Raw genomic sequence first — 12,997 nt, 5'->3', positions numbered from 1 at the left:
CTATTGGAGGAATAATAATGAAAAACAATATGGGAAATATGATGAAGCAGATGCAGAAAATGCAGAAACAAATGGCTCAGGCGCAGGAAGAACTAAAAGAAAAGAATGTAGAAGCAACAGCAGGCGGCGGAGCTATTAAAGTTACTGCTTCCGGAGACAAACGTATTGTCGATATCGAAATCGACCAGGACGTTGTAGATCCTGAAGATGTAGAAATGCTGCAGGATCTCGTCCTTGCCGCTACTAATGAGGCTCTTAAGAAAGCAGACGAAATGATTGAACAGGACATGGGCAAATTTACTAAAGGAATGAATATGCCTGGAATGTTCTAAAAGGAGGAAAAGGTGCAGTATCCACAGCCAATTTCTAAACTAATTGAAGGCTTTATGAAACTTCCTGGTATTGGACCGAAAACAGCAGGCCGCCTTGCTTTCTTTGTATTGGATATGAAAGAAGATGATGTGCTGGATTTTGCGAAAGCGCTGGTTCATGCTAAACGCGACTTAACCTACTGCTCTAACTGTCATTTTATAACAGATACAGATCCGTGCAGAATTTGTGAAGACAAGCAGCGGGATCAATCTATTATATGCGTAGTACAGGACTCTAAGGATGTTATTGCAATGGAAAAAATGCGGGAGTACAGCGGACAGTACCATGTTCTCCATGGCGCGATCTCCCCAATGGATGGTATTGGTCCAGAAGATATTAAAGTACCTGAGCTGATCAAACGGCTTCAAAATGATGAAGTAAAAGAAGTTATTATCGCAACAAACCCTACTATTGAAGGGGAAGCTACAGCGATGTATTTCCAGGCTCGTTAAACCTTCTGGTATGAGAGTGACAAGAATTGCTCATGGTCTTCCTGTAGGCGGAGATCTGGAATATGCAGATGAAGTGACGCTTTCCAAAGCAATAGAAGGCCGCCGGGAACTATAAAATAACGACGGGCTCCTTATAATGAATAGTATTCAAAAAAGGAGGGCGCTTCTTTGTTCAAAAAAAACAAGATTTATCATGCCGGACAGCAAAGCCTTATCGAAAAAACAGAAGAGCTGAAGCGCGAATTTCAATCATTTCAGCTTAATGTTGAAAAAAGCCTTGATCCTTCTCCTGAGACAATTGCTTATTTGAAGATAAAGAAAGCAAAGTATATGTTTCTTTTAAAGGAAATGCGCTATCAGCAGGCACTTCAAAAGAATAAATAACAAGCCGGCTGTTTATGCCTGCTGTTTTTTATTAAATAAGGGAACCGGCGTGCTCAGGTCAAAAACGTTGCTCTTCTATAGAAAGAAAAGGTACAGTACAAAGACAGACTTACCCTTGGTAGAGAAGAGGTATTAAATGGACACGCTGACACATGCTCTTTTTGGAATGGCGACTTATGGAGCTATTGATAAATCTGGTCTCGATAAACCGGTCAAACGCTCCATTTTTTTTGCGAGTTTAGTCGGCAGCCAGGCTCCTGATGCTGACGTCTTTACGGGTCTTACGGAGACGGGGCAGATCATGGGGCTTCTCTGGCATCGTGGATTAACGCATTCTTTTTTTATGGCTCCTGTTTGGGCGTTGTTGATTTTTTCAGCAGCTTTTATCATCTGGAAGCAAAAGCATTGGCTGATCTTTTTCGCGGCGTTTATTAACGTAGTTATCCATAATACGCTTGACGGTTTAAATGCCTGGGGAACGGGCTGGTTTGAACCTCTAAGTTCCACGAGGGTAGCTTTAGGATTTCTTCCTATTGTTGATGTGGTTATTTGGACTCTGTTTGCGGGCGCCTTTTTTATTAAATGGAAATACAAAGATATTTCTGCTCCGAGGGTCTGGAGAACCGTGCTCGTTCTGGCGGCTCTTCACACTTCCATACAGGGGCTGCAGGGAACGTTTATTATTAACCAGGTAGAAGACAGGTATGATCAAGTAGAGCTTTCTGCGGGTTTTGTTCCTGGCTCGTTTAATGTTATTGGTAAAAAAAATGAGGTTGTTACCATTAAAAATCACAATGCCTTCGGAAGAGAATCACTGACAGAGACTCTTTATTCCCAGGAAGAAGTAAATCTTGATCCTCTTTTGGAAAAAAACAAACGGGCTGAAGTATTAATCGAGTGGGCTCCTTTCGTAGTGGTAACGAAAGATGAGACAGAGCTGGGAGTTTATGATCCGCGTTTTTACTTTGATGGAGAAAAGCTGCTTTTTGAATCAATACCATCTGAGTAAAAGCGGGGAAGTCTTCCTGTTTTTTATTTACGATATAAAGTAACGAAATTTTTTTAATAAGTAATGCATTTTTTTTATTGTTATTTTATAATAGAGATGGTATAGTTGAAAACGTTGCTGAGAAAACAACTCAAAAACGTTCATTATTTTATCACAATTATGTATTGCGTTTTTTGCACGCAAGTGTTAATTTATGAAGTCGTTAAGAGACGACAACGTAAATAAGTGTCCTTTGAAAATGGAATGAAAACAACGCGCGAACAAGAAGTCGCGGCAGAAGGCTGCTGCGCAATGTAAGACCAGCAAGAACTAAGCATCAACTTTCATGGAGAGTTTGATCTTGGCTCAGGACGAACGCTGGCGGCGTGCCTAATACATGCAAGTCGAGCGCATGACCCGGCGGACCTCTTCGGAGGGAAACCGGGGAATTGAGCGGCGGACGGGTGAGTAACACGTGGGCAACCTGCCCTTCAGACGGGGATAACTCCGGGAAACCGGAGCTAATACCCGATAATCAAGCAGATCTCCTGATCGCTTGTAAAAGCATGGCTTCGGACCATGCACTGGAGGATGGGCCCGCGGCGTATTAGCTAGTTGGAGAGGTAAGGCTCCCCAAGGCGACGATACGTAGCCGACCTGAGAGGGTGATCGGCCACACTGGGACTGAGACACGGCCCAGACTCCTACGGGAGGCAGCAGTAGGGAATCATCCGCAATGGACGAAAGTCTGACGGTGCAACGCCGCGTGAGTGATGAAGGTTTTCGGATCGTAAAGCTCTGTTGTGAGGGAAGAACAAGGGCGGTTCTAACAGGGCCGCCCCCTGACGGTACCTCACCAGAAAGCCCCGGCTAACTACGTGCCAGCAGCCGCGGTAATACGTAGGGGGCAAGCGTTGTCCGGAATTATTGGGCGTAAAGCGCGCGCAGGCGGTTCTTAAGTCTGATGTGAAAGCCCACGGCTCAACCGTGGAGGGTCATTGGAAACTGGGAACTGGAATGCAGAAGAGGAGAGTGGAATTCCACGTGTAGCGGTGAAATGCGTAGATATGTGGAGGAACACCAGTGGCGAAGGCGGCTCTCTGGTCTGTTATTGACGCTGAGGCGCGAAAGCGTGGGGAGCAAACAGGATTAGATACCCTGGTAGTCCACGCCGTAAACGATGAGTGCTAGGTGTTAGGGGTTTCGATGCCCTTAGTGCCGAAGCTAACGCATTAAGCACTCCGCCTGGGGAGTACGGCCGCAAGGCTGAAACTCAAAAGAATTGACGGGGGCCCGCACAAGCGGTGGAGCATGTGGTTTAATTCGACGCAACGCGAAGAACCTTACCAGGTCTTGACATCTTTTGCTACTTCTGGAGACAGAAGGTTCCCCTTCGGGGGACAAAATGACAGGTGGTGCATGGTTGTCGTCAGCTCGTGTCGTGAGATGTTGGGTTAAGTCCCGCAACGAGCGCAACCCTTAATCTTAGTTGCCAGCATTCAGTTGGGCACTCTAAGGTGACTGCCGGTGACAAACCGGAGGAAGGTGGGGACGACGTCAAATCATCATGCCCCTTATGACCTGGGCTACACACGTGCTACAATGGATGGTACAGAGGGATGCGAAACCGCGAGGTGGAGCCAATCTCGCAAAGCCATTCTCAGTTCGGATTGCAGGCTGCAACTCGCCTGCATGAAGCCGGAATCGCTAGTAATCGTGGATCAGCATGCCACGGTGAATACGTTCCCGGGCCTTGTACACACCGCCCGTCACACCACGAGAGTTTGCAACACCCGAAGTCGGTGAGGTAACCCTTTGGGAGCCAGCCGCCGAAGGTGGGGCAGATGATTGGGGTGAAGTCGTAACAAGGTATCCCTACCGGAAGGTGGGGATGGATCACCTCCTTTCTACGGAGCTTTGATTCGTGGATCGACCCCGGACCACCGGTCCGGAGTGCGCGCAGTTGTTTTCATTCCATTTTGAGAGGATACCCTCTCGCAAGATGAACCCTGGTTCTTTGAAAACTGGATAGCGACAACGAAACAAAAAGACCAAGCAAGCCCTGCATATGCAGGCGCCAGCTGTTTTTTTGACGGAAAAACGGTTAAGTAAGAAAGGGCGCACGGTGGATGCCTTGGCACTAGGAGCCGATGAAGGACGCGACGAACGGCGATACGCCCCGCGGAGCTGTAAGTGAGCTGTGAGGCGGGGATGTCCGAATGGGGGAACCCACTATCGTTAATCCGATAGTATTTCTACCTGAACACATAGGGTAGATAAAGGCAGACCTGGGGAACTGAAACATCTTAGTACCCAGAGGAAGAGAAAGCAAATGCGATTTCCTGAGTAGCGGCGAGCGAAACGGAATCAGCCCAAACCAGGATGCTTGCATCCTGGGGTTGTAGGACACTCCATCGGAGTTATCAAGATCAGCGATAGGCGAAGCGGCCTGGAAAGGCCCGCAGGATACGGTAACAGCCCGGTAGCCGAAATCGCTGATCCTCCGGAGTGGATCCTGAGTACGGCGGGACACGAGAAATCCCGTCGGAATCCGGGAGGACCATCTCCCAAGGCTAAATACTCCCTAGTGACCGATAGTGAACCAGTACCGTGAGGGAAAGGTGAAAAGCACCCCGGAAGGGGAGTGAAACAGATCCTGAAACCGTGTGCCTACAAGTAGTCGAAGCCCGTTTATGGGTGACGGCGTGCCTTTTGTAGAATGAACCGGCGAGTTACGATCGTATGCCAGGTTAAGCCGAAGAGGCGGAGCCGCAGCGAAAGCGAGTCTTCAACGGCGTATTAGTATGCGGTCGTAGACCCGAAACCGGGTGATCTACCCATGTCCAGGGTGAAGGTAGGGTAACACCTACTGGAGGCCCGAACCCACGCAAGTTGAAAATTGCGGGGATGAGGTGTGGGTAGCGGTGAAATGCCAATCGAACTCGGAGATAGCTGGTTCTCCCCGAAATAGCTTTAGGGCTAGCCTCGGATAAGAGTCCTGGAGGTAGAGCACTGATTGGACGAGGGGCCCTTACCGGGTTACCGAATTCAGTCAAACTCCGAATGCCAGAGACTTGTTGTCCGGGAGTCAGACTGCGAGTGCTAAGATCCGTAGTCGAGAGGGAAACAGCCCAGACCACCAGCTAAGGTCCCTAAATCCGCATTAAGTGGAAAAGGATGTGGAGTTGCTTAGACAACTAGGATGTTGGCTTAGAAGCAGCCACCATTGAAAGAGTGCGTAATAGCTCACTAGTCGAGTGACTCTGCGCCGAAAATGTACCGGGGCTAAATGCGGTACCGAAGCTGTGGAGGATCCCCCTCGGGGGATCGTGGTAGGGGAGCGTTCCAGGGGCTGTAAAGCCAGACCGTGAGGACTGGTGGAGCGCCTGGAAGTGAGAATGCCGGTATGAGTAACGAAAAGAAGGGTGAGAATCCCTTCCGTCGAAAACCCAAGGTTTCCTGAGGAAGGTTCGTCCGCTCAGGGTTAGTCGGGTCCTAAGCCGAGGCCGAAAGGCGTAGGCGATGGAAAACAGGTTTAAATTCCTGTACCACCTCCTTTCCATTTGAGCAATGGGGGGACGCAGGAAGGTAGGGCAAGCGTGCTGCTGGATATGCACGTCCAAGCCGTTAGGCCGAAGAGCAGGCAAATCCGCTCTTCATCAAGGCTGAGCGGCGATGGCGAGGGAAATTAAGTACCGAAGTTCCCGATCCTACACTGCCAAGAAAAGCCTCTAGCGAGGAAAAAGGTGCCCGTACCGCAAACCGACACAGGTGGGTGGGATGAGAATTCTAAGACGCGCGGGAGAACTCTCGTTAAGGAACTCGGCAAAATGACCCCGTAACTTCGGGAGAAGGGGTGCTCTTTCGGGTGAATAGCCCAGGAGAGCCGCAGTGAAAAGGCCCAAGCGACTGTTTATCAAAAACACAGGTCTCTGCGAAGCCGCAAGGCGAAGTATAGGGGCTGACACCTGCCCGGTGCTGGAAGGTTAAGAGGAGAGGTTATCCCCTTTGGGGAGAAGCTTTGAATTGAAGCCCCAGTAAACGGCGGCCGTAACTATAACGGTCCTAAGGTAGCGAAATTCCTTGTCGGGTAAGTTCCGACCCGCACGAAAGGTGCAACGACTTGGGCACTGTCTCAACGAGAGACCCGGTGAAATTATATTACCTGTGAAGATGCAGGTTACCCGCGACAGGACGGAAAGACCCCATGGAGCTTTACTGTAGCTTGATATTGGATGGTTGTACTGCTTGTACAGGATAGGTAGGAGCCTTGGAAGCCGGACCGCTAGGTTCGGTGGAGGCATTGGTGGGATACTACCCTGGCTGTACGACTATTCTAACCTCGGTCCGTGATCCGGATCAGGACAGTGTCAGGTGGGCAGTTTGACTGGGGCGGTCGCCTCCTAAACAGTAACGGAGGCGCCCAAAGGTTCCCTCAGAATGGTTGGAAATCATTCGCAGAGTGCAAAGGCAAAAGGGAGCTTGACTGCGAGACCTACAAGTCGAGCAGAGACGAAAGTCGGGCTTAGTGATCCGGCGGTCCCGTATGGAAGGGCCGTCGCTCAACGGATAAAAGCTACCCTGGGGATAACAGGCTTATCTCCCCCAAGAGTCCACATCGACGGGGAGGTTTGGCACCTCGATGTCGGCTCATCGCATCCTGGGGCTGAAGTAGGTCCCAAGGGTTGGGCTGTTCGCCCATTAAAGCGGTACGCGAGCTGGGTTCAGAACGTCGTGAGACAGTTCGGTCCCTATCCGTCGCGGGCGTTGGAAATTTGAGAGGAGCTGTCCTTAGTACGAGAGGACCGGGATGGACACACCGCTGGTGTACCAGTTGTTCCGCCAGGAGCATCGCTGGGTAGCTACGTGTGGACGGGATAAGTGCTGAAAGCATCTAAGCATGAAGCCCCCCTCGAGATGAGATTTCCCATCACGCAAGTGAGTAAGATCCCTTGGAGATGACAAGGTAGATAGGTTGAGGTGGACGTGCGGCGACGCATGGAGCTGACAATACTAATCGATCGAGGACTTATCCAACAACTTTTTCCATTCGGATGTCGCTATCCAGTTTTGAAGGAACCAGCCTTGTCCGGTGACGATAGCCAAGAGGTCCCACCCGTTCCCATGCCGAACACGGAAGTTAAGCTCTTGTGCGCTGATGATAATTGGGGGGCGACCCCCTGTGAAAGTAGGACGTTGCCGGGCTACTGCAAGCACCTTTTCCTCTACGGAAAAGGTGCTTTTTCTATTATTATTTCTGTTTCACGTGAAACATTTAAAGGAAAACAGGAGGTTTATTATGACTGCCCATACCCCTTTACTAAATGCTCTGCTTGCCCACCATCAAAAGGAACCTGTTTCTTTTCATGTGCCGGGTCATAAAAATGGCCGTATTGTTCCCTATGGCGAAAAAACTATGTTTGCTTCGATACTGAACTATGATTTCACAGAGATTCCCGGCCTTGATGATCTGCATGCACCGGAAGGAATCATTGAAGAAGCGCAGATACTGGCCTCTTCTTTTTATCAATCCAGTCATACGTTTTTTTTAACAGGGGGATCGACCTCCGGAAACCAGGCGATGATACTTGGGGCATTTGAAAAAGGAGCTGTGGTTTTGGTGCAGCGGGATGCGCATGTGTCTGTTATAAATGCTATCCGTCTGGCCGGTCTGAAGCCTATTTTTTTAATGCCGGCTGTCGATGAACACACAGGACTTACATTAGGTTTGGATATACAGACAGTGAAACGGGCATATGCGCTTTATCCGGAAGCAAAAGGCATTATTTTGACATCTCCTTCCTATTTCGGCATAGTCTCTTCTTTAGGTGATATTATTTCTCTGGTTCACGAGAAAGAAGGTGTTGTATTAGTCGATGAAGCGCATGGGGCCCATTTTGCGGTGAGTGATTACTTTCCGACTTCCAGTCTCGTGCAGGGAGCAGATGCAGTTGTACACTCCGCTCACAAGACGCTTCCTGCTATGACGATGGGTGCTTATTTACATATCGGCTCCGCCAGCCGTCTTTCCTTTGAAGCAGTTCAGGCTGCCTGTGCTATTTTTCAATCCAGCAGTCCTTCGTATCCCATTATGGCCTCTTTGGATGGAGCCAGACAATATGCATTGGATCAGAAGAAGCAGATTTCACCCGAACAATGGGACGAACATTTCACCGGGACAGAGCAGGCTCTGGAGAATATTGGTTTTAACCTGTATGTCCCGCCGGTGCCCTACCATAAAGATCCATTAAAGTGTATTATTAAAACGCCGCCAGGCTATACAGGATGGCAGCTTGCTTCCTTATTAGAAGAGGAAGGACTGTACCCGGAACTTTCCACTGTAAAAACGGTTCTTCTTATTCTGCCGCTTGAGCGGCAAGCGTGGACCGAAGAAACGAAGAACAAAGCTTCAAGGGCTCTGCAAAAATTAACACAGACAACTCCGGCCGAAAATCTTTATAATGCGATGCCTTTGTCGCCTATTACAGATAAACTTATCACGGAGGGACGAATAGTCCCCGTGGTCTTTCATGGAAAGCAGAAGGAAAAAACACTGACAGAAGCTGAATATTGTAGGACAGCGGTTGATATTATCCCTTATCCTCCCGGTGTTCCCTTGTTTTTTTAAAGGAGAAGTGCTGACGGGAGATCGCTGGGAATTTTTAAATGAATGGCTTTATCAGGGAGGCCGTGTGCAAGGAGTGCATCCATGCGAGGGCACCTGGAAGGTTAAAACGATGATGGAGGCTGGCAGATGACTCATAAAGGATGGTTTATCACGTTAGAAGGTGGAGAAGGCTCAGGAAAAACAACGGCAATGCATGAGCTGGAACAATTTTTGAAGCAGACAGGAAAAGAAGTAGTTACAACGAGAGAGCCGGGGGGCGTCGCCATCGCTGAAAAAATCCGAGCGCTCATCTTAGATCCTGACCATCAGGAGATGGATGCCAGAACTGAAGCTCTTTTATACGCAGCAGCCAGAAGGCAGCACCTGGTGGAGGTAGTTCTCCCTGCCTTAAAACAGGGATGTGTGGTTTTATGCGATCGGTTTGTAGACAGCAGTCTCGCTTATCAAGGAGCCGCCCGTGGTCTGGGAATAGATGCTGTCTATCAGGTTAATGCTTTTGCTATTGAGGACTGCATGCCGGATCTGACTTTGTTTTTTGATATTTCTCCGGAAAACGGAATGGCCCGTATTTTGGAGAACCAGAATAGAGAGTTTAATCGCCTTGATGGCGAAGCGATGCCTTTTCATCATTCTGTGCATCAGGCTTATCATCAGCTGCTGGAGCGTTTTCCAGAACGTATGGAGCGGGTGGATGCTGATCAATCAAAAGAAGAGGTTATAGAGGAGGCTGTACGGATTATTCAAGTCAGGCTGCTCGATAAAGGATAACAGCTCCGGATTTCCTGCTTGCGATTTTTATAATTTCCAGTAATATTAAAGAAAACCTACTTATATTATCCTATAGAAAGAGGGGGATCAGCCGTGAAGTTAATCGTGGCCGTAGTTCAGGACAAAGACAGCAACAGACTATCGAATGCCTTAGTAGAACGCGATTTTCAAGCGACAAAGCTTGCCAGCACCGGTGGATTTTTAAAGGCAGGCAGTACGACATTCCTCATAGGCATAAAAGATGAAGAGACAGATGCCGTCCTTGATATAATAAAGAATCACTGTAAGTCACGCGAACAGCTTGTAGCTCCTGTTTCTCCCATGGGAGGAAATGCCGATTCCTACGTTCCTTATCCAGTAGAGGTGCAGGTAGGCGGGGCAACTGTGTTTATTATGGATGTAGAACGATTTGAGAAGTTTTAAGGCAGGCGTTAATAAATGAAGTGGACGGATATGGAAATAGAACAGCCCACAGTAATGACCATGCTGCGGCAGGCTATCAGAAAAGATAGGCTGTCGCATGCTTATATTTTTGAAGGCATGCACGGCAGCAAAAAGGAAGATGTGGCCCTGCTTATGGCTCAGAGTATTTTCTGTGCAAGGCAGACAGAAGGCAGGCCTTGCGAAACCTGTGTGGAGTGCAAACGCATTGCCCACGGCAACCATCCAGATGTAATGCTTCTGCATCCGGATGGGGAGTCTATAAAAAAAGCTCAGGTGGAAGCTCTACAAAAAGAATTTACTTATAAAGGAATGGAAGCTGGGACGAAGGTATACCTTGTTCATAAAGCAGATACGATGACAGCTAGTGCCGGAAACAGCCTCCTGAAGTTCTTAGAAGAGCCTGCCAGTCCGACAATGGCAGTACTTTTAACAGAAAATGCCCATTTTCTGCTGCCGACTATTCAATCAAGAGCGCAGCGGATCAGCTTTGCGCCGCCGCTTCTTTCTACAAGAATAGCTTATTTCGAAGAGCAGGGAATGAGTCCGGCCGGCGCCGGTTTATTGGCCCGGCTGCCTGATGATGCCCTTGATAACTACGAGGAAGAGAGCAAGGAGTGGATTGTACAGGGGCGGGCTCTAGTGATACAATTAGTAAACGAGGTGAACCAAAGACCTCAGCAGGCATTATTAACGTTACAGGAAAAGTGGCTCGTTCATTTTAAAGATAGAAAAGAGCTGGACATTGGCTTGGATCTGCTGCTCTTTTGGTACCGTGATCTACTTTCTGTGCAGAAAGCAGGCGGAGAATTTGCTTATCCTGATCAAATGCAAAAGCTTGAATCACAAGCCCTTTCTATAACAGAACAAGAGATTGCTGCATCGATGCAGCTTATCCTGGACGCAAAACGACGTCTTCGTGCTAATGTAAACAACCAGCTTCTGATGGAGCAGTTAGTGCTCCATTTACAGGAGGGATCATAGCCTTGCATGACGTAGTAGGAGTCAGGTTTAAGAAAGCAGGCAAGATATATTATTTTTCACCAGGCGAGTTAACGATTCCCGCTGAAGAGTGGATCGTTGTAGAAACTGCCCGTGGTGTAGAATACGGGAAAGTAGTCATTGGCAACAAACAGGTAAATGAAGATGACGTAGTCCTTCCTTTAAAAAAGGTGCTGCGTATCGCAGATAGTAAAGATAAAAAAGCTATGGAAGAGAACAAAACCCTGTCAGAGAAAGCATTTGCTACCTGTGCAGCGAAAATTTCTGAACACAGCTTAGATATGAAGCTGGTCAATGTAGAGTATACGTTTGACCGCAATAAAGTACTTTTTTACTTTACCGCGGACGGACGCATTGATTTCAGGAATTTAGTTAAAGATTTAGCTTCGGTATTCCGGACGCGTATTGAGCTTCGACAGATGGTGTAAGAGATGAAGCCAAAATGCTTGGCGGAATCGGTCCCTGCGGCCGTGTCCTATGCTGTTCCACTTTTTGGGCGATTTTGAGCCGGTTTCTATTAAGATGGCTAAAGATCAGAACCTTTCGTTAAACCCGGCTAAGATTTCCGGGCTGTGCGGACGCCTTATGTGTTGTCTCAAATATGAAAACGACCACTACGAGCAGGCGAAAAAAGACCTGCCCGATATCGGCCAGAAAATTGAAACACCGGAAGGCCGTGGAAAAGTAGCAGGAATTAACATACTCGAACGACTGGTTCAGGTTCATATTGCAGAGCGTGAAAATGTGCTGGAATACAGTCTTGACGAATTAATGGATCAAGGATTCATTACTCGCTGATAGCATACGGATAGTTGGGGTGGGGAGGAACGTGGAGAAACGAGAAATATTTTCGCAGGTCATTCATATGGAAGAACGAATCGGTGCTTTGCATGATGAACTGGGAGAATTGAAAGAACAGCTGGCTATGCTGATCGAAGAAAACCAGGCTCTTTCCCTGGAAAATAAACATCTGCGTAAACGTCTGGATGTAAAAGAGGAAGCCAGGCTGGAAATGGAAAAGCTTCAGGTAAACAAAAAACCGAAGCGTACAAGTGTAGGCGAAGGGTACGATAATCTGGCCCGCCTTTATCATGAGGGTTTTCATATTTGCAACATGCATTATGGAAGTCTTCGTACAGATGGCGATTGTTTATTCTGCTTATCCTTTCTCCAGCAAAAATAAAAAAACAGGCTGTCTAAAAGTGATTTTCACTCTTTGGGCAGTCTTTTTATGTGTAAAATGGACACAGGCCTTTTTATTGAAATAAAGGAGTGGCAGCACGTGACAGAGTCAAACGAACGTATCGATTACATAACAAAAAACCTGCAGATTATTCAAAGCGAGGAGGTGTTCTCGTTTTCCATGGATGCGGTGCTTTTGGCACGATTTGCCTGGGTGCCTATCACAAGAGGCACTATCATCGATTTATGCAGCGGAAATGGTGTTATTCCGCTAGTATTGTCGACAAGAAGCCAGGTTTCCATGACAGGGGTGGAAATTCAGCCTCGTTTAAAAGAAATGGCAGATCGGAGCATCCGGCTTAATGAGTTATCTGACCGGATTCAATGCATAGAAGGGGATGTGCGGGAACTGCCCTCCTCTATGAAACAGGCTGATCTGGTAACGTGCAACCCTCCATACTTTGCTGCAGCCGGCGAAGCGGAATATCATAGCAATCCTCATTTTGCAGCCGCCCGGCACGAGAAGAACGGCACCCTTCAGGATATTGTGAAAGCCGCCTCCCGTATGGTAAAGCAAAAGGGTAAAGTAGCGATGGTGCTTCGTCCGGAACGCTTTCTGGAACTAGTGCAGCTTTATCAGCAGTATGGCATTGAACCGAAACGAGCCAAATGGATACATCCGCTGGCGGACCGCCCGGCCAATATTTTACTGCTGGAAGGCATAAAAAATGGCCGGCCCGGCTTGACGATAGAACCCCTTTGATTGTGTATGATAAGAAC

Annotated in this window: 9 protein-coding genes, 3 rRNA genes and 2 pseudogenes; all 14 read left to right on the top strand. The window is 48.1% G+C overall.

Going from position 1 to position 12,997, the window contains the following annotated elements; translation table 11 throughout:
- Positions 1-17: 17 nt before the first annotated feature.
- The 14 genes and pseudogenes from MMY81_RS16325 to MMY81_RS16260 all read left to right on the top strand — a co-directional run bounded on the left by MMY81_RS16325 (position 18) and on the right by MMY81_RS16260 (position 12,980).
- A complete protein-coding gene (locus MMY81_RS16325) occupies positions 18-332 on the top strand; it encodes a YbaB/EbfC family nucleoid-associated protein (RefSeq protein ID WP_252313698.1) in 315 nt (104 codons plus the stop codon).
- Between the two features lie 12 nt (positions 333-344).
- Positions 345-939: pseudogene (gene recR, locus MMY81_RS16320) on the top strand (recombination mediator RecR).
- Positions 940-992: 53 nt separating this feature from the next.
- Positions 993-1,208, top strand: a complete 216-nt coding sequence (locus tag MMY81_RS16315; RefSeq protein WP_252313697.1) for a DUF2508 family protein — start codon at positions 993-995, stop codon at positions 1,206-1,208.
- Positions 1,209-1,344: 136 nt separating this feature from the next.
- Complete coding sequence (locus tag MMY81_RS16310; RefSeq protein ID WP_252313696.1) at positions 1,345-2,217, top strand: metal-dependent hydrolase; 873 nt, start codon at positions 1,345-1,347, stop codon at positions 2,215-2,217.
- A gap of 322 nt (positions 2,218-2,539) precedes the next feature.
- Positions 2,540-4,103: ribosomal RNA gene (locus MMY81_RS16305) — 16S ribosomal RNA — on the top strand.
- 195 nt (positions 4,104-4,298) lie between these two features.
- Positions 4,299-7,233, top strand: a 23S ribosomal RNA gene (locus MMY81_RS16300).
- A gap of 51 nt (positions 7,234-7,284) precedes the next feature.
- Positions 7,285-7,401 (top strand): 5S ribosomal RNA (gene rrf / locus MMY81_RS16295).
- The 16S, 23S and 5S rRNA genes sit together here, the layout of an rRNA operon.
- A gap of 94 nt (positions 7,402-7,495) precedes the next feature.
- Complete coding sequence (locus tag MMY81_RS16290; RefSeq protein ID WP_252313695.1) at positions 7,496-8,824, top strand: aminotransferase class I/II-fold pyridoxal phosphate-dependent enzyme; 1,329 nt, start codon at positions 7,496-7,498, stop codon at positions 8,822-8,824.
- Positions 8,825-8,950: 126 nt separating this feature from the next.
- On the top strand, positions 8,951-9,592 hold the full coding sequence (gene tmk, locus MMY81_RS16285; RefSeq protein ID WP_252313694.1) for a dTMP kinase: 642 nt from the start codon (positions 8,951-8,953) through the stop codon (positions 9,590-9,592).
- Between the two features lie 93 nt (positions 9,593-9,685).
- Entirely contained in the window at positions 9,686-10,015 is a 330-nt protein-coding gene (locus MMY81_RS16280) for a cyclic-di-AMP receptor (RefSeq protein ID WP_252313693.1), read from the top strand.
- 15 nt (positions 10,016-10,030) lie between these two features.
- Positions 10,031-11,017: a DNA polymerase III subunit delta' gene (gene holB, locus MMY81_RS16275; RefSeq protein ID WP_252313692.1), complete on the top strand. Its 987-nt coding sequence runs from the start codon at positions 10,031-10,033 to the stop codon at positions 11,015-11,017.
- A gap of 2 nt (positions 11,018-11,019) precedes the next feature.
- A pseudogene (locus MMY81_RS16270) lies at positions 11,020-11,833 on the top strand (PSP1 domain-containing protein).
- A 31-nt stretch (positions 11,834-11,864) separates the two neighbouring features.
- Positions 11,865-12,218: a DNA replication initiation control protein YabA gene (yabA, locus tag MMY81_RS16265; RefSeq protein WP_252313691.1), complete on the top strand. Its 354-nt coding sequence runs from the start codon at positions 11,865-11,867 to the stop codon at positions 12,216-12,218.
- Positions 12,219-12,317: 99 nt separating this feature from the next.
- Positions 12,318-12,980: a tRNA1(Val) (adenine(37)-N6)-methyltransferase gene (locus tag MMY81_RS16260; RefSeq protein WP_308215351.1), complete on the top strand. Its 663-nt coding sequence runs from the start codon at positions 12,318-12,320 to the stop codon at positions 12,978-12,980.
- Positions 12,981-12,997 lie beyond the last annotated feature (17 nt).

It is taken from the genome of Sinobaca sp. H24 (assembly GCF_023845525.1).
Note: the sequence above shows the minus strand (reverse complement) of the source record. Positions and strands in the feature narration are given on the sequence as shown.